The following is a 25495-nucleotide window of genomic DNA, read 5'->3' as shown; positions in this document are numbered from 1 at the left end:
TGGCTTCGCGGAGGCTAACGGAGGATCGAAATGAAATCCGGTGACATCAAGGCGAGGCCGTATGACGAAATGGTCGAAACCTACAACTTATCGATTCTGACCGAGGCGGGCGATTGGTCACTGGACGCCACTGGCGACCTTGTTATGACCAAGGATGGCGACCTTCAACACGGAGACCTTGCGTACAACGGGCTATTCCGGCTCGTGCGGATGTGGCGCTACAGCGAGCCGCACCTTCGCTACTTGTATGCGACCGTAAACGATCAGATGTCGCAACATGCCGCACTCGATGATGATTTAAACGCTGTGGGGGAGAAAGCGCACGAGGAGATCATGAGAGGGCAGTGTATCCCGTCTAGGGCATTTGGCGAAGCGCTCCACGATGTGCTGGATCAACAGGCGGCGGCGGTCTTCGGAGCGGGCATTTATGCTGGTTCGCTGATGCTCATGCTCAGCACTGTTCTTCTCCGGCTCCGGGACGATATCGAGGGAAAGCGCTGCTGGTCCACGGTCGGGCCATCCATCAATGGTCACTCCATAGGGGCTATAGTTGAAGCAGGGGCAAATGGCTTCCGCCATGCCGATGAGTGGGCCAAAACTCGTCCTCCAACGGCGCAACAGAAGCGCTCTCAGGACATTATCGAAGGTGCACTGCATGGGCGTCCTCAGCCCAACGAAGGAAGCCCCGGCGCGTGCGTAGAACTCTTAGCTGTGTTGAGTGGCGGCACTTTTGAAGGCTTAGCTACCAACGTGTTTACGTTCGCACACAATCTGGCGGTCAGGTGTCGTCAAGCTCCATAGGGGTCACACAGGATACTTACGCGGCCATGGCTCTCCTACGCCCTTCTTAAAGTCCCGATCGGACAATTGGCGCGTGACCTCTCCGGCTAGGTATTGCGCTCCCATCACTGTGTGACCGACTTCCACGCGCTTAGGCTGATCCTTGGCGTAGCGGTTGCCAACATAGCGCGGCTGGGCCTCCGTAACTCTGCGCGCTCGTGCAGCATCGAACGCGGGCCACTTTGATTCCAGGTAGTTGATGAGGCGGTCGATGCGGTGTCCATATTCGTCTTTGATATCGTCCTCGTCCAACCCAGTGGCAGCGGCCAAAGCCTTTAGCGCAAGCTCGGTGGCGAGCAGCGCACTTTGTACGGCACCTCTGAAATCGTATCCGCCCGTGAGCACAGCAGCAGCACCATGGAGGTGTAAGCGGGATAGGTTGAGAAACCTCTCTACCAGTTCAATCTGAGCGTAGGGCGCTCGAAGCTCACGAATGCCGTATTCAAGATCGAACAGGTCCGCGAATTGGTCGTGATACGCGTCGAACGTATCAGGCTCATTCGCCAAAATTCGTTTCTGGATGTCAGTCAGTTCAACGTGCTCCATGGGCACTATCGCTGCGCGCCCGTAGATATGCGGAACTCCCACGCGCGCGAAAACATCTCGGAACATGAAGACGCCGATATGACCACCCAGGGCGAGGTCATGAGCACTATAGAGCCGCGCGAATTGCGCCCGGATGCGATCGGGTAACGGAGTGTTGGGGCCGAACATGACGAAGGATGCGTATCCGAGTTGCCGCATCACAACTCTTGGTACGTTGAATTGGCGCTGCCTTATGTCCTCTCCAGCGGCGAACAGATCCTCATCAGCCTTCACCACCATCAACAGGAGGGCATCGTCTGATACGTCATCACTCATTCGCTTCCTTCCCTGTAAGCGCTCAGCCACGCTTGCAATTCAACGGCAATAACATGCATTAGGTCAAACTCTCGAATCGTGGTGAGATGATTTGCAGCATATCATTCACAGGGCGGCGTCGTGATGACTGACAAGAATTTTAAGTCCGTCCCGTTCGTGACTGAAATCATGATGGCGCGCCATCCAAAGCTGTCTGAGCCCGACACCGAGGGCGAATACGCGGACGGCAAATACAAGACCGAAGCGACGGCTGACCAGAATTACACAGAGCGGTTCACTGCGGAAATTCAGGCCGTCATTGACCAACACTTCGCTGGCAAGAAGAACATCCATGTCCCATGGAAAGAGACGAATGAGGGCGAAACTGCCTTCATCTTCAAATCGCCCAAGAAGCAGCCGATCCTTACGGACGCTAAGGGCAACACTCTTTCGGTTGGCATCACCATCCGTGGTGGCTCCCTAATCCGCATCACGGGTGTCCTCGCGGCATGGGAGCGAGGAGCCAAACGAGGAGTGTCCCTATGGCCTGATGCAGTTCGCGTCCTTCATTTGGCTGAAGGCATGAATCCCTTATCTGCGTTCGGTCCCGCCGAAGACGGCTTTGACGTGGCCGGGTACGACGCTCGGTGCTGCCACCCTGAGTGCCCTTTCAATCGGCGGGACCTGTAGCTGACGCTATCGCCGCCATCACTTCAGAGCCATAATCGACTTTGTCGATGATCTTTCGGAGGTCCAAGCGCTGGCCAGTCGAGTACACACCGTAGGTGATATCCTCCCCACGGTCGTGGCCTATGATGAGCTTCACTGTGCTCTCGGGGACCTCTAAGCCCTCCATCAGGTCCACAAATGTCTTGCGAAGGGCGTGAAAGTCTTCAAAGCGCGCGCTAACGCCAACGTCCTTCTGCTTGCGGAAGCGCCCATAGGCTTTGCTGACGTTCCAAGAGCGCTTGTCGTCGGGACCACCCGGCACCAGTCCGGGAAATAGATATTCATCTTTACCCCTCAAACGGCGCTTCACGATTGGCTCAGCAAGCTCGTGAAGGGGCACTTCACGTGCAGCGGCATCTGTCTTGCCTTCGTTGATGACAAACCAATAGCCATCGGCGCGCTTGTGAACGTCGGCCCTCTTGAGGGAGCAAAGCTCATCAAGCCGGGCTCCGTGCAACAGGGCGAGCCGTATGAGGTCTGCAAGCACGTTCGCGTAGCGAGGGGTACGATACCGGCCCTTTAGGAGCTTCAGTAGCTTCTCATTGGGGAGACCCTTCCGAGTGGCCGTCTTGCCTTTGCGAGACTTCCTGCTGACGCCATGCTCACGCCACGGGTTGTCACGGCTGTTCGGGTCGGTGAGCCCGCTGCTCATCAGCCATCGCCAGAAGGTCGAGAGGGTCGAGAGATGCCTTGAGATTGTCTTGGGAGCTAACTTCTCATCTCTGAGCAGTTGAACGTATTCGCCTGCCTTGCGCCGGTCGGTGGCTTGGATAGACGTGTATTCACCGGCCCAAGCAAGATAGCGCTTAATGGCCGCCTCGTGCTGCCCCTTGGTCTGCTCCGTGCCTTCGCAGATGGTCAGCCACGTCGGGTAGTGGTCGCGGATGAGCGTCGCTTTGCCGGTCGCGAGACTTCGGAACAGCCGCTCAGCTTCGGGGCCTTGAGCCTCCAAGAGCGCTTCAGCCTCTTGGTTCACCACGTCGAGCAGTTCGCTGGCTGCACGGCTCTCGTGATCCCCGTGTTCCAAATACTCGTTATCGGAGGTCGCAAACGCTTCACGGAAAGCTATGGCTGCGCCAATCGCGGCGGCAAGCGGGTCAGCTTGCCCCTTCTCATACATCTTGATGCGGCGCTTAAACTCAGCAACGTGGCTGTGCTTAAGCCGGTTCGCCTCCGTGAGGCTTTCGGTGCCCAGCGACTTCACAAAGCGAGGCTTGCCGTTGGCGGCTTGTCGAAGGGGCTTGGGTATCTCTACGACCACCCGCCACGTGTTGCCCTTCTTCTGAAGATATTTGGTGTCTGCCATAAAACCATACCCGAAAACCACACCTTGCTATCCAGCTAAAGCCTAATAAACAAGGGATTATTGGTCTTCAGGTGCTTCTGGTGGAGGTTCCCACTCTCTCCGCCATTTGCTCGATCTTATGCGCCAAACGACGATTTCTCGCGCTCGGCTAACTGTGCTGAGTGCGTGCTAATGGTTATCATACGAATTTTATGTGATGATCTCCGTTGCGGTCCTTGCTGCTCTGTTTTCACGCCGATGACGAACAGTCCTCATGAGATGTCGTTTGCCGGCGCATCTTGATCAGACGTCCAGCGCCTCTTGGATTGCTTCATATATGTCGTCCGCCGTCCCTTCGATCTTGCAATCGGCCCAGGCTTGGTAGGCCCGGGCATAAACCAGCTTTTCGGCATCCGGATCGCTCATCGAGACAGTCTCGTCACCGGATTCGCTCAAAGTAAGTGCCTTCACTTCCATGGCGATCGCGGTGATTAACCTCACGCGACCATCATGCTCGTCGAAAACATTCGCGGCCATGAGCGCCTCTCCCCGTTCTACCTGACGAATTACTGCAGATGATGCGCACCGAAAATTATCGGCGCCAGCTCATTCGTACATTTGCAAACTACGACCGCGGCTCGTGCGGTTGTCCCTTTGGCCGCTCTCTCTTGCATATGAAGCAGACCGAGCGTGTTACCTGAACTCCGTTGATGGCTAAGCGTTCGTGGACGTGCGGAGTCCTCGTCGTACAGAACTCGCAATATGCGCGCGGCAACCGCAATGCAATTTCTCTTGAAGTGTCCAAGAATCGCCCCCGCGCATAACAATTCACTTCGCTCACACTCAGGGCAACTTTGAAAGACGGCCGATTCGCGGGGCCGTACGTTTTCGTACCGAGTTTGTACGCGACGGTCGTTCGGCAACGCAAAGCACGGACGCTTGCTGCGGCAAGACCAGGCGAGCGGCCAGTGTGACCGGACGCGTCCCGTCTGGAAGAATCGATCGGCACGATACTGAAAATCGGTACCCGGCATGTCGACGACGCCAAGCGATCCGGCAGCCAGCGCGTCTGCTTCATGGACCGTTGCGCTCCGCGTTCTTTCCGATGATGGCTGTCACAATAAGTCCGAACATCACCAGACGCGGCAAGAAGTACATGGGCTCCGTCGTATCGGAAACCTGGCTCGTTCCCAGCGCGAAGCGCGATATGGCATCGATGGTAAAAGCCGCCGCGAAAATCAGAAAGAACCTATCCCGCGTCCGTCGCCAAAACTTCAGAAAGAACAGAGCGACAGCCAGAGAGGCCATCGAGGCGGCGCCTGAGAGAACGCCGGCGAGGTGTGTCATCAACGCTCCTCCCAGATCAACCCATACAGCAGGATGAGCGTTGCCAGCAGGCCGATCGATATCCTGAGGACTGAAAGATCAGTCGTGGGAAATATCAGCTTGTCCGCCCACAGTGCCATGTTGTTCAGTGCAAGACCCCCGAAGCAGATCGAACTCCACAGCAGAAGCCTGGAGCGCGTCCGCAGATACGCGCGAATCAGCAACCAAGCACACAACGCCCCGGTGATCGCACACAAGCTGTATATCACCGCGGCCATAGCTTCCTAATCCTTCCGGAACTTGAACGCATCCGAGAATGACCGGATATGGCGGGGTTTTGCATGGATCAGATTCGTAATGGGAATTAGGTAGTGCGCATAGGCCTCTGCAAGAGCCTCGACGGCGGCGTCTCGATCCGAACGCCGGGCATAGCGATATCGCCCGCCATCTCGCACGAGAAACCCATCATCGGCGAGCCCGGCCAAGGCCACTGCCATATCGGAGGTGGGCGCATAGAGCCGCTTGGCCACGGAAGCAGCGTCCCATTGTTCGCTTGAACGCGCGTGCAGGAACAGAAGCGCTTCGAGTTGAGCCACGGAATCGATGTGTCTCACGATCAAATCCAGAACCTCTTCTGGTATTGGTGCTTTGGACATTCAGCGACCTCGGGCGAGCATCAGCTCGACCGCATATCAAGAATTCAAGATTGGATTGAGCGGAAGCGATCGAGTTCGCGCACTTTCAACCCGCATACCTCCTGGATGACTCAACCAGGCTCAGGCGCGATCGGCCTTTCAATCGTCTCACCGCAAGGGAAACCGATGGATCACACAGAATGAACTGGAGCATCGCAATCAGGTCTTCCTGATTTTTTCTGGAAGTCGCCTGATCGTACACGGTCAGAAGTCGCTGGGCTTCCTCGATTGCGGCGATCACGGATTCATTGTCTGACATCATGCACCTGCGCTTCGGACGTTCGACTATGACACGAAGCGGATTTTCTCCCATTAGCTAGATCGTCGCCAGAGAAGGTACGGTAGCGTACATAGGCAGCCGACCACGCGCTGTCGCGGGACGTTTGAAGGGCGGATCATACCTAAGTTGAAGGTACGGCTCCCGCTCACCGGAATAGATGTCGACGTGCGGCAAGATGCTACTGAGACCTGTTCCACAGCGTCTTGTGCAGGTGTTCAACCCGCCATACGCTTCCCCGGCCAGAGTTGCGCAGTGTACAGAAAGCGATGACGCCCAAGGTTAGAAACGGTCTGTTGCGCCTGATCCCGGATGACGAGCTCTCGCGCGTTATGGACGTCTGCGAGCAGGTTAGACTCGCGCCACGTCAGGTTCTTCATCACTACATGCTGCCGATGGAGCACGTGTACTTTGTCGAAAGCGGGTTGGTGTCGGTGGCCGCGAAAGTGGGCCGCGAGAAATTCGTTGAGGTCTGGCTGATCGGATCCGAAGGACTGGTCGGCGCTCCGGTGATTCTTGCGGCCAGAGGAGTGCCGCTGCACAGAAGAACAGTCCAGTTGACAGGCGATGCCTGGCGGATCAGGACCGCGGAATTTTGCGAACTATTGGAATCCCTTCCGCACTTGCGCTCAGTCGTTGAGAGATATCTGGCCGTCGTATTGGCCCAGACCTCCCAATCGGGTGCCTGCAACTCCTATCATAGTCTAAAGCAGCGATTGGCGCGCTGGTTGCTGATTGCCCAAAATGCCACGGGCGAAGACGAGGTTTCGCTCACGCATGGAGTTCTGGCGGAATTGCTCGGCGTCCGGCGCGCTAGCGTTACGGAATGTCTGGAGGTCCTGCAAAGGGATGGAACGGTAGTGACCAGACGCGGTTCCGTGAAGATACAGGATGCCGCCGAGTTATCGAAGCTCTCTTGTGATTGCTTCAGGCTGATCGAACGCGAATACCGCCGTCATCTGTTACCCGCGCTTGATACGGGCTCTCGCCAGCGGTCGCCTGTTTCGCTGCTGGCTCCGGTCGGCACGGGCGAGCCGGCACTGGTGGGCCGAGAGCCGAAACGTCCTTCCGGGTAGGGTTCCCACACGGCTTCAGGTTAAGGATCCAACGGGCCTTCGCGTGTTTCATGCCTGACGTCCGTGAATGGCGCCGGCGATCATCCGTCTCGCCAAACCAATTGCGCTTCGAAAGCGCTTCCAAGATCACGGCCTTGTCAAGCAGCATTGGAGCTTCTTTGGTCTCCTGCCCGGCGCGCTTGGTGTACTGCGCAAAGGCTTGAGCGGCCACCTGAGAGAAAAATGAACGTGCGCTATCGAAATCTGAATGTTCTCGTGCCCTGCTTTGTCGGCCTCGCCATCATGTGCGGACTGGTAGCCTATTCGCCCGAACTCTACCGTGCATTCTGTGGCGCAACGGGATATGGCGGAACGACACAAAGAGCCTATGCCGATCCAACCACCACGTCGCAGCGAACCGTGACGATCGACTTTGACAGCAATGTCGCGCCCGGGCTGCCGTGGCGCTTTGAACCGGAACAGCGCTCGGTTACCGTTCATCTCGGCGAGCAGAAGCTGGTATTCTTCAGTGCCGAGAATCTCAGTGACAAGGCGACTGTCGGGCATGCGACATTCAACGTCACGCCGCCGACGAGCGGGATCTACTTCAACAAGATTCAGTGCTTCTGCTTCAATGAAGAGCGTCTCGATCCGCACCAGAAGGTGGACATGCCCGTCGTCTTCTATGTCGATCCGGCATTCGCCAAGGACTCCGACATGGACCACGTCGATGCCATCACGCTCAGTTACACGTTTGGCCGTTCGGCGAGTCCGACCGACGCAAAGAATTTGTCGCGTTTTCTCGCCAATGCTGCTCCGGATGCCGTTCACGGTCTAGAACTGTTTAACCAGCGTTGCAGTGCTTGCCATGGGCTGGACCAGAACATGACCGGTCCCATGCTGGGGGGTGTGGTCGGTCACCCGGCTGGCTCCGCTGCTGGCTTCAACTACTCGCCAGCCTTGAGGAGCGCCCATCTCACCTGGTCTACCGACAAGCTCGACGAGTGGCTGGCCGGTCCGCAGAAGTTGGTGCCTGGAGCAAGAATGCCGGTTCGGGTGCTCGATGCTCTGTCTCGACACGATATCATTGCCTACCTGCGGGAGGTCGGCGAGAAGCACAGCGATCAGGCACATCCGCAAGCGCATGCATCGGGACCGGAATACTAGCGGGTCTCGAAACATTCCACGCGACACGGCAGTGGGTTGCAGGAGATCGATGGAGCACCGAATGGACCGTAGCGAAGGTAAATTCGAGCGGCGCGGCCGCGACTGGATTCGGCGCGTGGCTCAACGGCCGCTCCGCGATCCGCTCGCTCGCTACACGCTGCTCGGTCTCCTCGCTGCCGGCGTTGTGATTGCGGCGTTGACCTTGCTGGCCGCCGTCATGGTCGAGGACTGGTCCCAGCGTGATATCGACCTGCGTTCGCGCCTCGTATTCCGATCGATCCGAGACCAGGTCGCTACGGCGATGACGGCAAAGCCGGACACTGATCTTGCTCAGGTGTTCGAGCGGATTACCGAGGATGAACGGATACTGGCCCTCGGCTTCTGCTCCGCGCAGGGCCAGCTGCGATACGCGACCAAGGAGTTTCCGAAGTCCGTCACTTGCGACAGCCTGAAGCGAGCCAGGTCCAACGCCTTCGCTGCGATCGCGGATTCCGGCCGCCACATCCACATCAGTTCCTTTCCGATCACCGTCGCAGAGTCGACGGGCCATTTGCTGGTGCTGCACGATCTGGCTTATATAGAGACGCGTACGAACGAGGCTCGCCTTTACACGATGCTTGCTCTGGTCGGCGTGACATCAGGCCTGGGGCTGCTCGCCACAGCCATCGTGCTCGCACTTATGCGAGCCTGGACCCGTTCGATTCGGGGCGCTCTCACCGAGGTGCGACACGGGGCCGCCGACGAAGCTCTGGTGCATAGCCCCTTTCCGATCAGCCGTGAGGTCCACGCGGCTCTCTCGGAGCTAAGAATGGAGCGTCGTTTCGCGAATGGCATTCACGTCGAATGGTCGCCGAAGACCCTGCATCGCCTGTTGCTCGAGGAACTGCCGGATGCCCAAGTCCTCGTCGTGTCCAATCGCGAGCCCTACATTCACAACCGCTCCGCCGGCGAGATCACGTTGCAGATTCCGGCGAGCGGCCTGGTGGCTGCCCTCGAGCCGGTGATGCGAGCTTGTGGCGGAACATGGATTGCGCACGGCTCGGGCTCCGCCGACCGCGACACGGTCGATGCCGCCGACAGATTGCGCGTGCCTCCCGGCGAGCCGACATACCTGCTGCGGCGGGTATGGCTCTCGGAGAAGGAACAGAGCGGCTACTACTACGGGCTGGCCAACGAAGGGCTATGGCCGCTTTGTCACATCGCATTTGTACGCCCGACCTTTCGGGAGGAGGATTGGGTTCAGTACCGGAAGGTGAACGAGCAGTTCGCCGACGTAATCGTCGAGGAGGCGACCTGCGACGATCCGATCGTTCTGGTCCAGGATTATCATTTCGCCCTGCTGCCCCGGATGATCCGCGATCGGCTGCCAAAGGCAACGGTCATCGCTTTCTGGCACATCCCCTGGCCCAACGCCGAAACGTTCGGGATTTGTCCTTGGCGACGCGAAATCATCGACGGGCTACTCGGGAGCACCATCCTTGGCTTTCATACACAGTTCCATTGCAACAATTTTCTCGAAGCGGCTGATCGTTTCATGGAAAGTCGCATCGATCGGGAACATGCCTCTGTCACTTTCCGTGGGCAGGAGACGCTGATCAGGCCCTATCCGATCTCAATCGAATGGCCGCCGGCGGCGCTCGTCGACCAGGCACCTGTTCGGGAGTGTCGCGACGCGGTCCGAAGGCGCTTCTCGCTGCCTGCTGATGCCCGCATCGCTGTCGGCATAGAGCGGTTCGACTATACCAAGGGTATTCTTGATCGCATTCGCGCGATCGACGATCTGCTAAGGTGCCATCCCGAGTGGATCGGGCGGCTCGTCTTCATTCAGGCAGCGGCCCCCACTCGCAGTAAGCTCGCTACCTATAGCTCTCTGCAGGGTGAGGCCGAACGACTGGTCGCGGACGTGAACGCGCGACACGGCAAGGGAGATTTTCAGCCGATTCGTCTTGTCGTGCGACATCACGAGCCTGACGAGGTTCTCGAACTTTTTAGAGCCTCGGATATGTGCATTGTTTCCAGCTTGCATGACGGCATGAATCTGGTTGCCAAGGAATTTGTGGCCGCGCGCGACGACGAGCATGGCGTGCTGATCCTTTCGAGCTTCGCCGGAGCCTCACGCGAACTGTCGGAGGCGTTGATTGTCAATCCATATGACACGCACGGAATGGCTGAGGCGTTCGTCCGGGCGTTGCAGATGCCGCCCGCGGAGCAACGCGACCGCATGCGGCTGATGCGCGATCTCGTGCGCGAGCGGAACGTCTATCGGTGGGCGGCGCAGATGCTGCTCGATGCAGCTCGCCTTCGTCGGCGTCAGCGGATCGTCTGGTCCAACGCGCCCCATGCCGGTCGGGCCGGCTCGCAAGCCATGCTGCCCGCGAGCCAGCGCAGGACGGCCTGACTGAATGGCCATCGCCTGTTGAGGGTGAGCAAACCGCAGTCGCCAGTGCTTCGGATACCCGCGCGGATCAGTTCTCGAAGCTGTCGATGACTGCGTCAGCGATCGCACGCTTGGTGACGATGCCGACTATGTCGTTCACGCGTGGGCGGGAGCTGCCTTGGAAAACGATTGCGGCACCGGCGCGGTGGCGCTTGAGTCTCGCAAGCACCAGGCTCAGGAGGTCCTGATCGCGACAAATGACGATCCGCCGTTCGGCAAATCTTTCGACGAAAAGGTCAGAGTTGATTTGAGATTCCATCCACAGACCCGAACGCGGCGGAATTAGCCCTACGATCCGGCCGTCCCGCTCGACGACGATCGCTCGTGCGTCATTAGTATCTTCCGCAGGCAACGCTTGTTTCAGCGTGGTGCCTGCCCTGGCCACGATAAAGCGCTGCTCCATGATGTCTTGGGCCTGCCTAACCAGATATAGATTGATATGTCGCTCCTTGGGGATACGGTGGCCGCGATGGCGCAGCTTGATCGTGTAGATCGTCTCATTGATGAGCGCGCGCCTTACGCCTGCAGCCAGCGCCACCGCAACGATCACCGGCACAATGACCGCGTAGTCACGGGTCATTTCGAACACCATGACGATGGCCGTCATCACGCCGCCCGTTCCCGCGCCGACCATGGCCGCCATTCCAACGATCGCGGCCGAGGAAGGCGTCAGTCCGGAATGAGGCAAAATAGAACTGGTCGCGGCCGCAAAGGCGGCACCCAAAGTGGCGCCAAGATAGAGCGAAGGAGAGAAGATCCCACCCGAGGCCCCACAGCCGAGGCTGACGGTCGTGGCAACCAGCTTCAGCGCAAAGAGCAGCGCAAGAAGACCCGCCGCAGCCATCTTGTGGTCCAGGATATCCTGAATGACCGAATAGCCGACCCCATCAATGTAGGAATGTCCGAACGCGCGACTAAGTCCCACCATCATCAGGCCGATCACCGCCATGCCCACGATGTTCTGGACGTATTCGTTTGCCGACAGCTTCGGAAACCCATCCTCCATGAAAACGAGCAGTCGGATAAACAACCAGGCTGCGACGCCGCACAGCAGTCCAAGCAGGACGAACGCAATCGCCTCCTGCGGATTGAACGACGCAACCAAGGGAAACTGAATGTCAGGCACCGCAAAGGCAGGATCTGGGCCGATCAGAATTCGCCCGATCGTCGTCGCAGCGCCAGTCGCCACGACGACGGGAAGGAAGGTGCGGTTCGACACTTCCGGTAGGAGAATTTCGAGAGCAAACAGCACGCCGCCAAGCGGCGTGTTGAACGTCGCGGCAATACCCGCGCCGGCGCCGGCGGACAGTAGCGTTATCTTCTGCCGCGTGGAGAGTCCGATGAATTGAGAGAAGGCCGAGCCGAGCGCCGACCCGATCTGGATGATCGGCCCCTCGCGCCCGACAGCGGCGCCGCTGCCTATCGATATTGCGGAAGCCAGAGCCTTGATCAGCGCCACCGTGCCGCGGATGTTGCCTCGCTTGTAGAAGATCGCGTCCATCACCTCGGGGACGCCGTGCCCCTTTGCCTCGGGAGCAAAGCGCCTCACGAGAAAAACGACAATCAGGCCCCCGACGATCGGCGAAAACAGAATGAAGTCGCCAAAGTGGCTGGGACCCTCGCTGATATTAGCATCGTAAACGAAACTGATTCTGCCATTGTAAGAGACGTTGTGCACGAAGCCGATCAGGGCGCGGAACGCAACCGCGCCTAGCCCAGTCATCACCCCGATAACCAACGCGAGGCCACAAAGAACGAGCAGGCTCACTCGCCGTTCCTCTGGCAGCGATTTGCGGCTGTCGGCTGCGATGGCTTTGATATTGTCGGGAGTCAGCACCACGGGTACTCGGGTCACAATGGTTGGATCGAGATCAAAATAGCGAGATACAGACCCACCTGCCAGAAAGCCTTCCGGAGGCTCTCGGCGAGCGGACGGTTGACGGCGACCCCGGACGGCCTCTGATCGAGAGTCCGGAAAACCACTAGGCAATCGCCCGTTTATCAAGTGATGGCCAATTGTACTCCGGAAATTGCATCGAATCTGCAATATCCCGGCCTACGGCGAGCCTGGCCAGGCCGGGAAATGCAAAGGCCTTGACCACCAGGTTGCGGAACAGCAGCCCGAGTTGGGTCTTCGGCGCAAAGGCACCGGCAAAGCGCTCGGCCCCGCGCTGCTTCCCATTGATGTAGCGTCGCAGCAATGCCTCGTATCTGTTGAATGCAAGTCGATATTGCCCGGCCGCAGCGCCGAGTTCGCCGGCAAGCACGTAGGCCGAAATCATCGCGAGCGCCGAGCCTTGTCCGGCCAGCAGCGAGACGCAGAAGGCGGCGTCGCCCACCAGCGCGGTGCGGCCGCAAGACCAGCTTTGCATCCGGATCTGACTGACGCTGTCGAAATAGAGTGACTGCGTTTGCTCAAGCTCGCCGAGAACCTTGCGACATTCCCAGCCATCATGACGGTAGAGATCTCGGAGTAGCGCTTTCTGAGCATCAATCGTGATAGGTAGTTCCTCCTGTCTTGCAACGAAAACAAACAGGAACAGCGTGCGATCGTCGCGTAACGTGAAACGACCGAGCATCCGGCCCGGTCGTCCGTACATCATATAAATGTCCTCGTCGCGAGGGCGATAGCCACGCGCCTCAAACGCCGCGACGGCATAGCCTAGGTGCTTTTCGAACCTGGATTGCGGCCCGAAGGCGAGCTTGCGCGTACGCGAATGCAGGCCGTCGGCTCCAATCACCAGATCGAACCGTCGTTCGCGTTCGCGCTCGAATTGGACTCGAACACAATCCGGCTGCTCTTCCATGGAGACGATCGTGTCACCAAATATGGTCTCGACCTGCCCCTGCGATTTGTCAAAAAGCAAGCGGGAGAGGTCGCTTCGTTGGAGTGTCACGTAGCGCCCGGCCGTCAATTCCGAGAATATCTCTGTGCCGAATCCGGCAACCGGCTGCCCCGTGCCATTTACGATGCGCATTGCCCGCGCATGATAGCCGACGCGATTTATATCGCCGAGCAGATCCATCCGCTCCGCGAGATCATAGCCGAGTCCCCAAAAGTCGATAACATAACCACCATGTCGCAAGGCGGGGGCCTGCTCAACGATCGTCGCCTCGAAGTCCGCCGCCTTCAACCAATATGCAAGGGTAGGGCCCGCAATGCCCGCGCCGGAAATCAAGACAGTTCTCATGAGGCGGAACCAACGTCGCTGACCGATGTGCCCATTGCAAGTTAGTAACGCATGAATGGTTTCGGCGCGATTGCCAGGCACAGCGTTTATGGGATGCAAGTGGAATTGTCGGTACGATATCGCACGCAACGTCGCGGACCTTCGCGTGGCTAACGGCCACTCTTCTCGGCTCTTCATTGTTTGGCCGAGCTGGATTTGCCTTCACGACCAGAGAGCTGCGGCCCAATCCGCCGAAAAGAGGCGTAGCTGAAATGGTGGGTTTGGGTGCGTCGAAATTGAAAATGCCTGATCTTTCAACGGGATTGACTGACACTCTCTCCGCCTTTTGCGCGATTTCGCACGCGATCTCCCGAGATTTCTACGCCTGCATCGCGTCCAGCGCTTCGCCTTCGGCGCGAGCGCTTACAGCCGTAGGGCTCTTCGGTTCGAAAGACCCGGCGCAACAAAGGCGGTCGCTGTCGGGACGGACCGGACATCGATGAGACTACGCTTCCAAGGACCCCCTACCGCTGCTCGGTGGCGATGCGCAGACCCAAAGCAATCAGGACTATTCCGGTCACGCCCTCCACAAGGCGCCGCACGGTGGGGCGTTGAAGTGCGCCCCGTACCTTGTGAATTGCTGCGGCATAAAATGCGAGCCAGAGGAAGGTCATGACTGCAAAAACAATTCCAAGAGCGAGAAGTGTCGCAAAGGTCGAGCCGCCCATCGGTGCAAATTGGGGAAGCAGGCTGGTGAAGAAAACGGCCATCTTGGGATTGCTGAGATCGCTGATGAGTCCCTGCCTGAAGGCGATCCAAGGGCTTACGCGGCTATGCGAGTGGTTTTCGACCGCGATTCCCGAACCTTGTTCCGGCGGCCAAAGGGCTTCGTACAACGCGTAGATGCCCAGATAGATAAGATAAGCGGCCCCCAAATACTTGATCGTGAGAAACAGTGGCGCCGAGGCCACCAGGAGAGCAGCAAGGCCGACGCTGGTCGCCAGGGCCCAGACCGTCTGTCCAAGGGCTATGCCAGCCGCCGTGCAAATCCCGCCAGTCCGCCCGGCCAATAGAGTGCTGCGGATCGTCGTGGCCGTATCGGGCCCCGGCGTGACGATGACGATGATCGACGTCCCGATGAATGCAAGAAAAGATAGCATGCTCCGCTGCTCCTCCACATTGCCGGCGATCATAATACACACTGCCGAGGTTTTTGGTCCGGCTCGGCGTACCCAATGAGGATCATGAGGGTAGATGGGCTCGCCAGCTATACGTTGTGGCAGGCGAGCGCTCGATCACCCACGGACCGAAGTTCGGGAACCTCGACCAGGCAGCGTTGGCTGGCCAGCGGACAACGTGGCGCGTAGGCGCAGCCGCTTGGCCGCTTGAACAGGCTTGGCGGTTCACCTGTTTCGATCGCACCGAGAATTCGCTTGGATGGGTCCGGCTTCGGAATCGCCGCCACCAGCGATCGCGTATAGGGATGGCGCGGATCATCCAGAACTGTCCGCGTTGCGGCCTGCTCCACGATCCGGCCCATATACATCACGGCAACACGATTGCTGATTTGTCCGATGACGCCGAGGTCGTGGGAGATGAACAGCATCGACAATCCAAGCTGCTCCCGCAGGTCCATCATCAGGTTGAGCACCTGAGCCTGCACTGATACGTCGAGGGCCGAGACCGGCTCGTCGGCAATCACGATGGACGGTGAGGGAAGAATTGTTCGTGCGATGCCGGCCCGTTGCCGCTGTCCGCCGCTCAGTTCGTACGGATAGCGAGCGGCAAAAGATGGATCCAGGCCGACCGCCGTCAGTGCGGCGGCGATCGCGGCGCTGCGCTCGGCGCGACTGGTGAAGAAGCCATTGATATCGCCAGCCTCCGCGACCGAGTCTCCGATCGCGCGCCGCGGATTGAGCGATGCATAGGGATCCTGGAAAACCATCCTGATGTTCAGGCGCATGTCGCGAAGGCCGGCGCCCGTCATGTCCCTTCCCTTGAAGCCGATCGTGCCGCTGTCGGGCCGGACCAGCCCCACGATGGACCGGCCCACCGTGGTCTTGCCACAGCCCGACTCGCCGACGATGCCGAGCACTTCGCCCTCTGCCAGCGACAGCGACACGCCATCCACCGCCCGCACCTGATATTTTCGGCCGGATCGCCTGACCTTGAAGGAGACCTTCAGGTCCCGAATGTCGAGGACAGCGTTTCCGTTCATCGCGGTCCCCCATCGTCCAAGGGGAAAGTGCAGAGCACCTCGTGTCCTCGCGAGACTTCCGCGCGCGGTGGGGCTGCCGTGCGGCACGGCTCGCGCACGGCCGCGCATCGTGAGGCAAAGACGCAACCGGCACGGACTGTGCCGGGCGCCGGCGGCTGGCCCGCTATGGTTGGCAGGCGGCGCGCGCCGGAATTCCGCGACGGCATGCAGTCCATCAGCCCGCGTGTGTAATGGTGGCGCGGCCTGCCGAACAACGCCTCGACGCCCGCGGTCTCCACGATCCGGCCCGCATACATGACCGAAACGCGATCTGCCAGCTGCGCGATCACCCCCATGTCGTGGGTGATGAACAACATCGCCATGTCCAAGCGGTTGCAGAGCTCGCGCAGCAGACCGAGGACCTGCACCTGGATGGTGACATCCAGTGCCGTGGTCGGCTCATCGGCAATCAGAACTTGAGGCCTGCAGGCCAGCGCGATCGCGATCATGATCCGCTGGCGCTGGCCGCCGGACAGTTGATGCGGATACGCGGACAGCTGCATTGCAGGATCCGGCATGCGCACAAGTTCGAGCAGCTCGCGGGCTCGGGCCATAGCCGGCGGGCCGGAAACGCGATCATGCACGCGCACGGCTTCGGCGATCTGATCGCCGATCCGGCGAACCGGGTTAAGCGAAGTCATCGGCTCCTGAAAGATCATGGCCATACGGCCGTGGCCTGCTTCGACGCGCTGCCAGGGCTGCAGCTGTGTCACGTCGCAGCCCTCCAACAGGACTCGGCCGGCCCGGATCCGCGGGCCTGGCTGCGGCAGCAATCCCATCACCGCAAGCGAGGTCATGCTCTTGCCGCAGCCGGACTCGCCGACGAGGCCAAGGATTTCACCCTTGGCAAGTTCGAAGGACACACCGGCGACGACGTCAACCGGTGCAGTCGCCGGCCCCAATGACACGGTAAGATCTTGAACGGACAGCACGATCTAGCCCTTCTCGCCAAAGAGCTGGCGGAATCGGGGATCGAGACGATCGCGCAGTGCATCGCCGACCAGGTTGAGCGAAAATGCGGTCGCCACGATCATCATGCCCGGAAAGAACAGCAGCCATGGCGCGCGGGTGATGAAGGTGTGCGATTCCGCCAGCATGTTGCCCCAGCTCGGAATCTCCGGCGGAGCGCCGAGGCCGAGGAAATCCAGCGATGCCGCGCCAAGTTGCGCGAACGCGAAGACGAAGCTGGCCTGCACAAGAAGCGGTGAGACCAGGTTCGGCAAAATATGCTTGCCGACGAGCCAAGCCGTTCCGGCGCCCATGCTGCGGGACGCCTCGACATAGGTCTCCGTGCGCAAGCGCAGCGTCAGGCCGTAAACGATCCGCGTCGTCGTCGTCATGTAGCCGAGTCCGATCGCCAGAATGGCGTTCACCACGCTCGGACCGAGGATCACGATCAGCCCAAGTGCGAGCAGCAGGCTCGGGAACGCCATGAGCACATCGACCATGCGCATCAGCACATGACCGAGCCGGGGGAACAAGGCGGATAGCACGCCGATCGGTACGCCTGTCCCAAGTGCGAACGCGACCACGCCCGAACCGATCAGGAGCGCCATGCGCGCTGACTGGATGGCGCGTGACAAGGTGTCCCGGCCAAACTGGTCGGTACCGAACCAATGAAGCGCGTTTGGAGGCGTCAGACGGATCGACGGATCGATGGCGAAGGGATCGTAAGGTGCGAGCCAGGGCGCGAAAATCGCGGCGAGCAAGGTCCCCAGAAGGATGCCGAGCCCCATCAGTGCGATCGGCCGCGCGATGAACGGCTTCAGCCAAAACATTGCGTCGTCACGGCTCATTGGAGTTCGACCCTGGGGTCGAGCAGGCGATAACTCAGATCGACGATCAGGTTGATCAGGAGATATACGACCACGATGACCAGAATGACGCCCTGGATCACCGGATAGTCTCGGCGGAGGATCGACTGAACGACGAGGCGGCCGATACCCGGCAATGCAAACACGGTTTCGGTCACCACGGCTTCGGACAGCAGCGCGGCGAACGTGAAGCCGAATGCCGAGACCACCGCCAGGAGCGCGTTGCGCAGAATATGCCGGCTCACGACCTGCCAGGGCCGGATACCCTTTGCACGCGCTGTGCGCACGTAATCCTCGCGGGAGACGTCGAGCATGCTGGCGCGTGTCAGCCGCAGAATCAACGCGGCATTCGGCGCAGCAAGCGCCAGGCTCGGGAGGACGAGGTAGCGGAGATTGACGATGCCGCCTTCGAAGATCGATGGGTAGCCCGAACTCGGAAACCAACCCAGCCACGCGGCAAAGATCAGGATCAAATAAAGCCCGACCCAGAACGTCGGAATCGATGCCATCAGCATGGCCGCGCCTGATAGTCCCTGGTCGAGCCAGGTGCCGTGCCGAACCGCCGCGATCATGCCGATCGGCACGCCGATGAGCGTAACCCAGATCATCGTCATGGTGGCGAGCAAGGCGCTGGTCTCAGCACCATCGGCAATGACCGACAACACCGGTGCCTGGAAAAAGATCGACCGTCCGAGGTTGCCCTCGGTCACGTGGCCGATCCAGGTCAGATATTGCAGGATGATCGGTTGATCGAGACCGAGCTGGTGTCGCAGGGCGTCGATCTGATCGGGGGTCGCGGTGTCTCCGAGCAGAACATAGATGGGATCGCCCGGAACGATATGGATGAAGGCAAAGATAATGACGGACGCCGCCAGAAGCGTCACCGTCGTCGTCGCCGCGCGCTTGAGTGAGTAAGACCACATGCGATTGCGCGGCTGATCAGCGGCGACGATGCGCGCGGGACATTTCGGGTGGTCTCATCGCCCGTCCTTATTTCGTGGACACATTCCAGAACGCGGGACCATTCGGGTTCAGTCCCTTCAGCTTGGGAGAAGCGATGTCATAGGTGTAGGCATCCCCCACTTTCATCACCGGAACCTGGTCGTAGATCAGCGACTGGATCTTGTCCCATGTCGCCTTTCGTGCGACCGGATCGGTCGATTTGATCAACTCGGCTCGAAGCGAGCTGATCTCGGGGCTGTCCCACCATCCCGGGTAGCTCGCATTAAGGAACGTGAGGAGCAGTGGATCGGGCGAGAAGGAATGGTGGGTGACAAAGATGTCCCACTGTTCCGGCTGGCCTCGCATCTTCAGAAGCGTCGCCCAATCGACGACCATCATCTGAACATTGATCCCGGCGTCGGCCAGTTGGCGCGTGAAGACAGCGGCTTCATCATAGTGCGCCTGATAGTTTGTCGAGACCAGGAGGCGGATCGGAGTCCCCGTATAATCAGCCTCCTTGGCGAGCTCCTTGGCCTTCTTCGGATCGTGGGGGCTGTAGCTGGACACACCTTCCGCCGAGTACCAGGGCGTACCCTTGGGAAAGATCGATCCCTCGGCGTTCCACAGCTCCTTCGAGCCGAAGGCGACGCGCAGGGCCTGCGACTTGTCCAGCGCGGTCTGGATGGCACGGCGGAGCTTGTAATTGTCCTTCAGGATTCCCTGCTTCGAGTTCATGAAGAAAAGGCCGAAGATCGGCGCGTTCGTGCGCTGCACCTGAACCGATGGGTCCTTGCTCAGGGATTCGTACAGATCGCCAGAGATCATTTCCGCATAGTCGTAGTCCCCGGCCTGAACGCCGCTGACGCGGGTGCCGACGTCAGGCACCGGAATGAACCGGATCTTGTCGAAGATGGCGGTGCGGGCGCCGGCGAAGCCGTCGCCCTTCTCCTTTACCGGTTTGTAGCCATCGAATTTCTCCACCTCGACATAGCGGTTCGGCCGCCACTCGACGAACTTGTAAGGACCGGTTCCGATATAGTCCTTCTGCTCGATCGGCTTGTTGCCTGCGTTGGCTGCGATCTCTTCCGGATAGATCGCAAGGCCACCATTCACATCCGCGATGAGCGTTTTCCAGGCGCCGTTGGGCGCCGATAGTTTTAGCGTGACCTCATATTTTCCAGTTGCCTCGACCGATGTGGCTGCGGCCATCAGGAGCTTGCCGCGCGCGCCGACATTGCCCCACCGCGTCATCGAAGCGACCACATCCTTGGCGGTCATCTCCTTGCCGTTGTGGAAGGGGACACCCTCGCGGAGCTTGATGACGATGGTCTTGCCACCGTCTTCCTCGCGTTCACTCTCGGCCAGCAGCGGGCGTGGCGTATAGGTCGAGTCCAGCGCATACAGCGTTTCGAAGATGTGGCGGCCGATAACCGATGCGACGTCGGCTGTCGTCAGCATGACGTCGAGTGGCGGCGGTTCGCCGATGGTGGCTTCGCGAAGCAGGGTGGCTGCGCTGGCCTGCGCATTCAGAAACAATGCGGTGGCGATTCCAACGGCGCCACGCATCAAGGCACTGAGATCGCATCTCATGATCGCCCCTCCCATCTTGTTTCGGCCGCCTGCCTTGACGGCAGGGGATATGCCCTTCCGGTTTAGACCCCGGCGGAACGTTATCGTTTGTTTGAAAGTTACATGCAGATTATGCTAAGTTTCAAGCGCAAAATTGCAATAGATTGCCCATCTGCCGATACGTGGTCCAGCCAAGGCTGAAGGTTTCTTACGGCGATCTTCGGGCCAGGGCGCAGGTTAATCCGACCTGAGGAAGGGCGCGCATGCCGCGTGCGAAGCGAATTCAAACGGCGAAAGCCGCTGCGACAGCAGTCTCGACACCATCGCGCCGCGACGCTTTCGTGGCCGGCGACATCGTCTCTGTTATCAGACAAAGTGCTCCGAGCCTCAGTCCTTCGGAGCAACGCGTTGCCATGGCGCTGCTGGCCGACGTCGAGTTTTCCATTCACGCGAGCAATGCCGAACTGGCGCGCCGCGCGCGTGTCAGCGAACCGACAGTGACCAGGTTTAGCCGTTCCGTCGGCTGTCGCGGCGTCCGTGACCTCAAGGTGAGGCTGGCTCAAGCCATGGCGGTTGGACGGATCTACCTTGAACTACCCCCACATGTCGGCACGGATCTGGCGCGCCCCGCGCTCTGGCGGTCGGTGTTCCAGGAAATTCGTCGCGCAATTGCCGCCGCCGAGGAGGGATTACGGAGAGAGGACATCGAGAGGGCTGCCGAAGCCATCTCCCGCTGTTCGAAACTTGCAGCGTTCGGCGTGGGCGGCGGCTCGACCCTTGCGGCGATGGAGGTTCAAAATCGCTTCTTTCGTCTTGGGATCGCCGTCTCGCACACCTCCGACCCGATCCTGATGCGCATGGTCGCCGCGACCTTTGGCCGGGGTGATGTCGTGGTCGCCATCTCGACCACCGGCATGGCGAAGGAGGTGATCGAGGCAGCTGGGATCGCCAAGCAATACGGTGCGCTGGTTGTCGCGATTACCAAGCCGCAAAGCAGGCTGGCCTCGATCGCCGATATTGCGCTCGGCGTGCACGTGCCCGAAGCGCCCGATGCGCTCAAGCCGACCGCGTCGCGCTATGCCTTTCTCGCTGCCATCGATCTGCTCGCCGCTTCGACGGCCTATTGCAAGCCGCTCGAAGGCCAGACACGGATGCGTCGGATTAAGTACGAGTTGCTGAAGGGGACGGACGGGAATTCAAATGGCCCGCTCGGCGACTGAATCGCGCTGCCGGGCACGCGGCGAGAAATCGCAAATATACGGAGGATGAATGTGAGTATGATGCATGACAACGGTGAGCTTTGATCCAGGAACAGTCGAAACCGTTCCATCGATCAACGGATGTTGACGGACGCTCTCTGCGACGCCTTCATGAAGCCCAGCGTCAGTTTCGCTCCCCCGCCGTCCGACTGGACTGAGAGACCTGTTCGTTCAGAAATGTCTCCAGGATGCGGCTGACAAACTGGTTGCCTTCAGGAGTAAAATGCGCCCCGTGCTCCGCGCCGTAGGCAGCTGCTCCATCCAGGGTCACGAATGGAATTCGACGCTGCTGCAAAGAAGAGATGATCTGGTCGTCCTTGTGCTGCAGGGCGACGAGCAGCCGGCTGCTGTTGCCAGTGACGAAATCGTCGATCGCGCCCACCAGTCTGTCGGTGGGATCGGGGACGAAGATCTGCGGCGCGTGGACCTCGACATAAGTGAAAGAGGCGAGACGCGCCAGCCACGCATGGCGCGGCAGCCATTCATCGCGGATCATCAGCTTTAGCGATTTCGGGACCGGCTGCCCCCTGGCAATCAGTGACCCGTCAGCCGTCATCTCGAAATAGGGCTTGCGGTAGCCGCCGTATCTGACATTGGTTCCGTTGTCCAAGCGATCGTTGTCGGTGCAAAACAGCAGTACGACGACGGCGGGCTTGATTGTAGGCCAGAGTCACTTCAGCCAGAGCAGCTCTTGATCCGTCCCGTATCCGGAGACGCCCGCATTGAGGATCGAGAAGCGCGGGAGCCGCTCCCTCAGCAGATCGGTGAAGCGTTCATTGGCCTCGGCATCAACACCCCACACGAACGAGTCGCCGAGAAACAGGATGGTTGGCCTGCCATTCGGTAGGAACTCGATGTCGCGCAGTCCGAGGCTGTTGTGTTTGGCGTGGATCGTTCGCGCGGTCGTGACGACGGCTTCGGAATAGGGGACCGGGATCCAGCCGAGTTCGGCATCGTAGTCATAGGATAGTGAGCGCTCGCTCGCATCCTGGCGCAGCACCCGAAAGTCGGCAAGCCGTAGCGCGGCTTCCACGGCGAGTAGCGACAAGAGGATGGTGACGAGCGTCGACCCAAGCGATTTGAGATTCAAGGCGGCTCCGTCGCGTGAAAATATGCCCTGGAATATTGATCACATTGACGACAATTTGCACCCGTCATGAATCGGCGCTTTGCGCTCGCGGCGCCACGTCTTCTTTTAGCGATGCTCGTCGCCGGAGGTCAAAGCCCGGCGCTCTTCGCAGTGCTTATTGTGGTGCAACAAAAACGAGCACCAGATTGAATCCGCCACTCCCTTGCCTTGAGTTTTGACGCCTCGAACGGATAAGCTGGCAGCGTCTGATGCCAGGCGAAGGTGCTTTGGCCAGACGGGGCGTGGGGGGCTGATGCAGTTTCTGGAACCGTCCGATGACGAAATCGTCGCCGGACCAAGCAATCGCAATTTCGGATTCACGATGGCGTCAGTGTTTGCGCTGATTGGTCTTGTCGGTCTCTATAAGCATTCGTCTCATGCGCCGCTCTGGCTTGGCGCCGCGGTCGCCTTCGCTGGTCTGACGCTCTGGCGGCCGCAAACGCTAGGATTAGCCAACCGGGCCTGGCTGAAGCTCGGTCTCTTGATGTATCGCGTCGTCAATCCGGTCATCATGGCGATCCTGTTCTTCGGCGTCATCCTGCCGATCGGATGGATCATGCGATTGTCCGGCACGGATTTTCTTCGGCTCGGGCGCGATCGTGCATCACCGACCTATTGGCTTCCCCGTTCCGACCCAAGAGACATATCCGAATCGATGCGCCAGCAATTTTAGGCACAGCACATGTCATTCCTGCAGGAGTTATTCGCGTTCATTCGAGCCCGCCGCAAATTTTGGCTCATTCCGATTTTGGCAGTAATGCTGGTTCTGGGAGGGCTGTTGATCGTCACCAAGGGATCGGCGCTGGCGCCGTTCATCTATACGCTTTTCTGAGTGGTCGCGATGCGCATCCTGGGGATCTCGGCCTTCTACCATGACAGTGCCGCGGCGCTTGTGATCGATGGCAAGATCGTCGCGGCGGCGCAAGAAGAACGCTTCACGCGCAGGAAGCACGATCCCGGCTTTCCCGGCTCCGCGATTCGTTATTGCCTTGAGGAAGCCGGCATTGGCGCGAGCGCGCTCGATCATGTCGTGTTCTACGAAAAGCCATTTCTCAAGTTCGAGCGCCTGCTCGAGACCTATCTTGCCTTTGCGCCGCGTGGCTTTCGGTCGTTCCGGACGGCCATTCCGGTCTGGCTCAAGGAAAAGCTGTTCCAGAAGAGCGTTCTCCGTAATCATCTGCGTGCGATTGATGACGCCGTCGATTGGGAGGCAAGGCTTCTGTTTGCCGATCATCATCAAAGCCACGCGGCCTCGGCCTTTTTCGCCTCTCCGTTCACGGAATCCGCGATCCTCACGCTCGATGGTGTCGGCGAGTGGACGACGACGTCGGCTGGCTTTGGCCGTGACAACACGCTCGATTTGCGGCGCGAGATCAACTTCCCGCATTCGATCGGGCTGCTCTATTCAGCTTTCACCTATTACACCGGCTTCAAGGTCAATTCCGGTGAGTACAAGGTGATGGGGCTCGCCCCCTATGGCGAGCCGAAATATGCGAAGCTGATCCTCGAGCATCTCGTCGATCTCAAGGACGACGGCAGCTTCAGGCTCGATCTCGGCTATTTCGATTATTGCACCGGTCTCACCATGACCAATAGCCGTTTCGACGACCTGTTCGGCGGCAGGCCGCGCGATCCATCGGAGCTATTGGAGCAGCGTCACATGGATCTGGCGGCGTCTGTCCAGCATGTGACCGAGGAGATCGTGCTGCGTCTCACCCGCAGCCTGGCGCGCGAGGGTCTATCGAAAAATCTCTGTCTCGCCGGTGGCGTCGCGCTGAATTGCGTCGCCAACGGCAAGGTCCTGCGTGACGGGCAATTCGAGAAGATCTGGATCCAGCCGGCCGCAGGCGATGCCGGTGGCGCGGTCGGCGCCGCGCTGGCGGCGTATCATCAATTCGCAGGCAAACCCCGCATCCCCGCCGCGGGCGACGCCATGGCGGGGAGCTATCTTGGGCCGGCCTTCGCGCCATCGGAGATCGAAAGCCGGCTGCGAGCAGCCGGTGCCGTGTTCACCGAGCTCGATGATGACGCCATCATCAGCGACACCGTCGAGGCCCTGATCGCGGAGAAGGCGGTCGGATGGTTCCAGGGGCGAATGGAGTTCGGTCCACGCGCGTTGGGGGCGCGCTCCATTCTCGGTGACCCCCGGTCCCCCACCATGCAGAGCTCGCTCAATCTGCGCGTCAAGTTTCGAGAAAGCTTCCGTCCATTTGCGCCGGCGGTGCTCCGTGAGGATGTCGCCGACTGGTTCGAGCTCGACGAGGATAGTCCCTATATGCTGCTTGTCGCGGACGTCTTGGGGAAGCGGCGGCTACCGGCCGATCCACGCAACGAGACGCTGTTCGGTATCGAGCGCCTCAATATCGCCCGATCGGACATCCCGGCCGTGACCCACGTCGACTATTCGGCGCGCGTCCAGACCGTGCATGCCGATACCAACCAGCGATTTCATGACCTGCTCACGGCCTTCAAGGCCGCGACGGGGTGTCCGGTGCTGGTCAACACCAGCTTCAACGTGCGCGGCGAGCCGATCGTGTGCACGCCGGAAGATGCCTTCCGCTGCTTCATGGGCAGCGATATCGAGGTCCTGGTGGTCGGCAATTGCTTCCTGAAGAAGGAAGACCAGTCGCCGACGCTGAAGCTCGACTACAAGAACCGCTTCGAGCTCGACTGATGGTCAGGGATGACGAGGCTGCTCGCAAAG

At 59.7% G+C, this 25495-nt stretch carries 27 protein-coding genes; 10 read left to right on the top strand and 17 right to left on the bottom strand.

Annotated features, from left to right (window positions below):
• Positions 1 to 30 precede the first annotated feature (30 nt).
• A complete protein-coding gene (locus tag L6639_RS24895) occupies positions 31 to 801 on the top strand; it encodes a hypothetical protein (protein ID WP_237864268.1) in 771 nt (256 codons plus the stop codon).
• A 3-nt stretch (positions 802 to 804) separates the two neighbouring features.
• On the opposite strand, the gene L6639_RS24890 is transcribed toward L6639_RS24895, so the two are convergent.
• Positions 805 to 1701: a hypothetical protein gene (locus L6639_RS24890; protein ID WP_237864267.1), complete on the bottom strand. Its 897-nt coding sequence runs from the start codon at positions 1699 to 1701 to the stop codon at positions 805 to 807.
• Positions 1702 to 1824: 123 nt separating this feature from the next.
• Between L6639_RS24890 and L6639_RS24885 the strand changes: the two genes are divergently transcribed.
• Complete coding sequence (locus L6639_RS24885; protein WP_237864266.1) at positions 1825 to 2370, top strand: hypothetical protein; 546 nt, start codon at positions 1825 to 1827, stop codon at positions 2368 to 2370.
• Here L6639_RS24885 and L6639_RS24880 read toward each other — a convergent pair.
• The 6 genes from L6639_RS24880 to L6639_RS24855 all read right to left on the bottom strand — a co-directional run bounded on the left by L6639_RS24880 (position 2351) and on the right by L6639_RS24855 (position 5977).
• Entirely contained in the window at positions 2351 to 3715 is a 1365-nt protein-coding gene (locus L6639_RS24880; protein ID WP_237864265.1) for a DUF6538 domain-containing protein, read from the bottom strand. The two genes, L6639_RS24885 and L6639_RS24880, sit on opposite strands and share 20 nt — an antisense overlap.
• Positions 3716 to 3997: 282 nt before the next feature.
• Positions 3998 to 4231: a hypothetical protein gene (locus L6639_RS24875; RefSeq protein WP_237864264.1), complete on the bottom strand. Its 234-nt coding sequence runs from the start codon at positions 4229 to 4231 to the stop codon at positions 3998 to 4000.
• A gap of 537 nt (positions 4232 to 4768) precedes the next feature.
• The gene (locus L6639_RS24870) at positions 4769 to 5041 is read right to left on the bottom strand and encodes a DUF5985 family protein (protein ID WP_237864263.1); all 273 of its coding nucleotides are present in this window, start codon (positions 5039 to 5041) and stop codon (positions 4769 to 4771) included.
• Entirely contained in the window at positions 5041 to 5298 is a 258-nt protein-coding gene (locus tag L6639_RS24865) for a DUF5985 family protein (protein WP_237864262.1), read from the bottom strand. The genes L6639_RS24870 and L6639_RS24865 overlap by 1 nt, the downstream gene beginning before the upstream one ends.
• Positions 5299 to 5304: 6 nt before the next feature.
• Positions 5305 to 5676: a hypothetical protein gene (locus L6639_RS24860; RefSeq protein WP_237864261.1), complete on the bottom strand. Its 372-nt coding sequence runs from the start codon at positions 5674 to 5676 to the stop codon at positions 5305 to 5307.
• 85 nt (positions 5677 to 5761) lie between these two features.
• Positions 5762 to 5977 carry a hypothetical protein gene (locus tag L6639_RS24855; RefSeq protein WP_237864260.1) on the bottom strand — a complete coding sequence of 72 codons (216 nt, stop codon included), beginning with the start codon at positions 5975 to 5977 and terminating at the stop codon, positions 5762 to 5764.
• Positions 5978 to 6261: 284 nt separating this feature from the next.
• Here L6639_RS24855 and L6639_RS24850 point away from each other — a divergent pair, with 284 nt between their 5' ends.
• The 4 genes from L6639_RS24850 to L6639_RS24835 all read left to right on the top strand — a co-directional run bounded on the left by L6639_RS24850 (position 6262) and on the right by L6639_RS24835 (position 10612).
• Positions 6262 to 7068, top strand: coding sequence for a Crp/Fnr family transcriptional regulator (locus L6639_RS24850; RefSeq protein ID WP_237864259.1), 807 nt, complete (start codon positions 6262 to 6264; stop codon positions 7066 to 7068).
• A gap of 67 nt (positions 7069 to 7135) precedes the next feature.
• Positions 7136 to 7294 (top strand): hypothetical protein, encoded by a 159-nt coding sequence (locus L6639_RS24845; protein WP_237864258.1) that lies wholly within the window; start codon positions 7136 to 7138, stop codon positions 7292 to 7294.
• On the top strand, positions 7291 to 8214 hold the full coding sequence (locus tag L6639_RS24840; RefSeq protein ID WP_237864257.1) for a cytochrome c oxidase assembly protein: 924 nt from the start codon (positions 7291 to 7293) through the stop codon (positions 8212 to 8214). The genes L6639_RS24845 and L6639_RS24840 overlap by 4 nt, the downstream gene beginning before the upstream one ends.
• A 61-nt stretch (positions 8215 to 8275) precedes the next feature.
• Complete coding sequence (locus tag L6639_RS24835) at positions 8276 to 10612, top strand: alpha,alpha-trehalose-phosphate synthase (UDP-forming) (RefSeq protein ID WP_237864256.1); 2337 nt, start codon at positions 8276 to 8278, stop codon at positions 10610 to 10612.
• 67 nt (positions 10613 to 10679) lie between these two features.
• On the opposite strand, the gene L6639_RS24830 is transcribed toward L6639_RS24835, so the two are convergent.
• The 8 genes from L6639_RS24830 to L6639_RS24795 all read right to left on the bottom strand — a co-directional run bounded on the left by L6639_RS24830 (position 10680) and on the right by L6639_RS24795 (position 20424).
• Complete coding sequence (locus L6639_RS24830; RefSeq protein ID WP_237864255.1) at positions 10680 to 12491, bottom strand: chloride channel protein; 1812 nt, start codon at positions 12489 to 12491, stop codon at positions 10680 to 10682.
• Positions 12492 to 12633: 142 nt separating this feature from the next.
• Positions 12634 to 13830 carry an FAD-binding domain gene (locus tag L6639_RS24825; protein ID WP_237864254.1) on the bottom strand — a complete coding sequence of 399 codons (1197 nt, stop codon included), beginning with the start codon at positions 13828 to 13830 and terminating at the stop codon, positions 12634 to 12636.
• Positions 13831 to 14345: 515 nt separating this feature from the next.
• Positions 14346 to 15014, bottom strand: coding sequence for a LysE family translocator (locus L6639_RS24820; protein WP_237864253.1), 669 nt, complete (start codon positions 15012 to 15014; stop codon positions 14346 to 14348).
• Positions 15015 to 15088: 74 nt separating this feature from the next.
• Positions 15089 to 16039: an ABC transporter ATP-binding protein gene (locus L6639_RS24815; RefSeq protein WP_237864252.1), complete on the bottom strand. Its 951-nt coding sequence runs from the start codon at positions 16037 to 16039 to the stop codon at positions 15089 to 15091.
• Positions 16036 to 17010 carry an ABC transporter ATP-binding protein gene (locus L6639_RS24810; RefSeq protein WP_377807904.1) on the bottom strand — a complete coding sequence of 325 codons (975 nt, stop codon included), beginning with the start codon at positions 17008 to 17010 and terminating at the stop codon, positions 16036 to 16038. The genes L6639_RS24815 and L6639_RS24810 overlap by 4 nt, the downstream gene beginning before the upstream one ends.
• A gap of 3 nt (positions 17011 to 17013) precedes the next feature.
• Complete coding sequence (locus L6639_RS24805; protein ID WP_237864250.1) at positions 17014 to 17874, bottom strand: ABC transporter permease; 861 nt, start codon at positions 17872 to 17874, stop codon at positions 17014 to 17016.
• Positions 17871 to 18815, bottom strand: a complete 945-nt coding sequence (locus L6639_RS24800) for an ABC transporter permease (protein WP_237864249.1) — start codon at positions 18813 to 18815, stop codon at positions 17871 to 17873. Before L6639_RS24800 ends, L6639_RS24805 begins: the two co-directional genes overlap by 4 nt.
• Before the next feature lie 67 nt (positions 18816 to 18882).
• Entirely contained in the window at positions 18883 to 20424 is a 1542-nt protein-coding gene (locus L6639_RS24795) for an ABC transporter substrate-binding protein (RefSeq protein ID WP_237864248.1), read from the bottom strand.
• Between the two features lie 242 nt (positions 20425 to 20666).
• Here L6639_RS24795 and L6639_RS24790 point away from each other — a divergent pair, with 242 nt between their 5' ends.
• On the top strand, positions 20667 to 21623 hold the full coding sequence (locus tag L6639_RS24790) for a MurR/RpiR family transcriptional regulator (protein ID WP_271606103.1): 957 nt from the start codon (positions 20667 to 20669) through the stop codon (positions 21621 to 21623).
• A 163-nt stretch (positions 21624 to 21786) separates the two neighbouring features.
• Here the strand turns inward: L6639_RS24790 and L6639_RS24785 are convergent, their stop codons facing one another.
• Complete coding sequence (locus L6639_RS24785) at positions 21787 to 22272, bottom strand: hypothetical protein (RefSeq protein ID WP_237864246.1); 486 nt, start codon at positions 22270 to 22272, stop codon at positions 21787 to 21789.
• Between the two features lie 60 nt (positions 22273 to 22332).
• Complete coding sequence (locus L6639_RS24780; protein ID WP_237864245.1) at positions 22333 to 22752, bottom strand: SGNH/GDSL hydrolase family protein; 420 nt, start codon at positions 22750 to 22752, stop codon at positions 22333 to 22335.
• 292 nt (positions 22753 to 23044) lie between these two features.
• On the opposite strand from L6639_RS24780, the gene L6639_RS24775 reads away from it, so the two are divergent.
• Genes L6639_RS24775 through L6639_RS24765 form a run of 3 tightly spaced genes read left to right on the top strand, consistent with a single transcriptional unit; the run spans position 23045 to position 25465 of the window.
• Positions 23045 to 23464, top strand: coding sequence for an SxtJ family membrane protein (locus L6639_RS24775; RefSeq protein ID WP_237870772.1), 420 nt, complete (start codon positions 23045 to 23047; stop codon positions 23462 to 23464).
• 9 nt (positions 23465 to 23473) lie between these two features.
• Complete coding sequence (locus tag L6639_RS24770; RefSeq protein WP_237864243.1) at positions 23474 to 23623, top strand: DUF5989 family protein; 150 nt, start codon at positions 23474 to 23476, stop codon at positions 23621 to 23623.
• 9 nt (positions 23624 to 23632) lie between these two features.
• Positions 23633 to 25465 carry a carbamoyltransferase family protein gene (locus L6639_RS24765; RefSeq protein WP_237864242.1) on the top strand — a complete coding sequence of 611 codons (1833 nt, stop codon included), beginning with the start codon at positions 23633 to 23635 and terminating at the stop codon, positions 25463 to 25465.
• Positions 25466 to 25495: the final 30 nt, after the last annotated feature.

It is taken from the genome of Bradyrhizobium zhengyangense (assembly GCF_022012555.1).
Classification (GTDB): Bacteria; Pseudomonadota; Alphaproteobacteria; order Rhizobiales; family Xanthobacteraceae; genus Bradyrhizobium; species Bradyrhizobium zhengyangense.
Note: the sequence above shows the minus strand (reverse complement) of the source record. Positions and strands in the feature narration are given on the sequence as shown.

Excerpts from the sequence above, each read along its gene's own strand:
- L6639_RS24895 (WP_237864268.1), top strand. The coding sequence starts at position 31 with ATGAAATCCGGTGACATCAAGGCGAGGCCGTATGACGAAATGGTCGAA.
- L6639_RS24890 (WP_237864267.1), bottom strand. The coding sequence starts at position 1,701 with ATGAGTGATGACGTATCAGACGATGCCCTCCTGTTGATGGTGGTGAAG.
- L6639_RS24885 (WP_237864266.1), top strand. The coding sequence starts at position 1,825 with ATGACTGACAAGAATTTTAAGTCCGTCCCGTTCGTGACTGAAATCATG.
- L6639_RS24880 (WP_237864265.1), bottom strand. The coding sequence starts at position 3,715 with ATGGCAGACACCAAATATCTTCAGAAGAAGGGCAACACGTGGCGGGTG.
- L6639_RS24875 (WP_237864264.1), bottom strand. The coding sequence starts at position 4,231 with ATGGCCGCGAATGTTTTCGACGAGCATGATGGTCGCGTGAGGTTAATC.
- L6639_RS24870 (WP_237864263.1), bottom strand. The coding sequence starts at position 5,041 with ATGACACACCTCGCCGGCGTTCTCTCAGGCGCCGCCTCGATGGCCTCT.
- L6639_RS24865 (WP_237864262.1), bottom strand. The coding sequence starts at position 5,298 with ATGGCCGCGGTGATATACAGCTTGTGTGCGATCACCGGGGCGTTGTGT.
- L6639_RS24860 (WP_237864261.1), bottom strand. The coding sequence starts at position 5,676 with ATGTCCAAAGCACCAATACCAGAAGAGGTTCTGGATTTGATCGTGAGA.
- L6639_RS24855 (WP_237864260.1), bottom strand. The coding sequence starts at position 5,977 with ATGATGTCAGACAATGAATCCGTGATCGCCGCAATCGAGGAAGCCCAG.
- L6639_RS24850 (WP_237864259.1), top strand. The coding sequence starts at position 6,262 with ATGACGCCCAAGGTTAGAAACGGTCTGTTGCGCCTGATCCCGGATGAC.
- L6639_RS24845 (WP_237864258.1), top strand. The coding sequence starts at position 7,136 with ATGGCGCCGGCGATCATCCGTCTCGCCAAACCAATTGCGCTTCGAAAG.
- L6639_RS24840 (WP_237864257.1), top strand. The coding sequence starts at position 7,291 with ATGAACGTGCGCTATCGAAATCTGAATGTTCTCGTGCCCTGCTTTGTC.
- L6639_RS24835 (WP_237864256.1), top strand. The coding sequence starts at position 8,276 with ATGGACCGTAGCGAAGGTAAATTCGAGCGGCGCGGCCGCGACTGGATT.
- L6639_RS24820 (WP_237864253.1), bottom strand. The coding sequence starts at position 15,014 with ATGATCGCCGGCAATGTGGAGGAGCAGCGGAGCATGCTATCTTTTCTT.
- L6639_RS24815 (WP_237864252.1), bottom strand. The coding sequence starts at position 16,039 with ATGAACGGAAACGCTGTCCTCGACATTCGGGACCTGAAGGTCTCCTTC.
- L6639_RS24805 (WP_237864250.1), bottom strand. The coding sequence starts at position 17,874 with ATGAGCCGTGACGACGCAATGTTTTGGCTGAAGCCGTTCATCGCGCGG.
- L6639_RS24800 (WP_237864249.1), bottom strand. The coding sequence starts at position 18,815 with ATGTGGTCTTACTCACTCAAGCGCGCGGCGACGACGACGGTGACGCTT.
- L6639_RS24795 (WP_237864248.1), bottom strand. The coding sequence starts at position 20,424 with ATGAGATGCGATCTCAGTGCCTTGATGCGTGGCGCCGTTGGAATCGCC.
- L6639_RS24790 (WP_271606103.1), top strand. The coding sequence starts at position 20,667 with ATGCCGCGTGCGAAGCGAATTCAAACGGCGAAAGCCGCTGCGACAGCA.
- L6639_RS24775 (WP_237870772.1), top strand. The coding sequence starts at position 23,045 with ATGCAGTTTCTGGAACCGTCCGATGACGAAATCGTCGCCGGACCAAGC.
- L6639_RS24770 (WP_237864243.1), top strand. The coding sequence starts at position 23,474 with ATGTCATTCCTGCAGGAGTTATTCGCGTTCATTCGAGCCCGCCGCAAA.
- L6639_RS24765 (WP_237864242.1), top strand. The coding sequence starts at position 23,633 with ATGCGCATCCTGGGGATCTCGGCCTTCTACCATGACAGTGCCGCGGCG.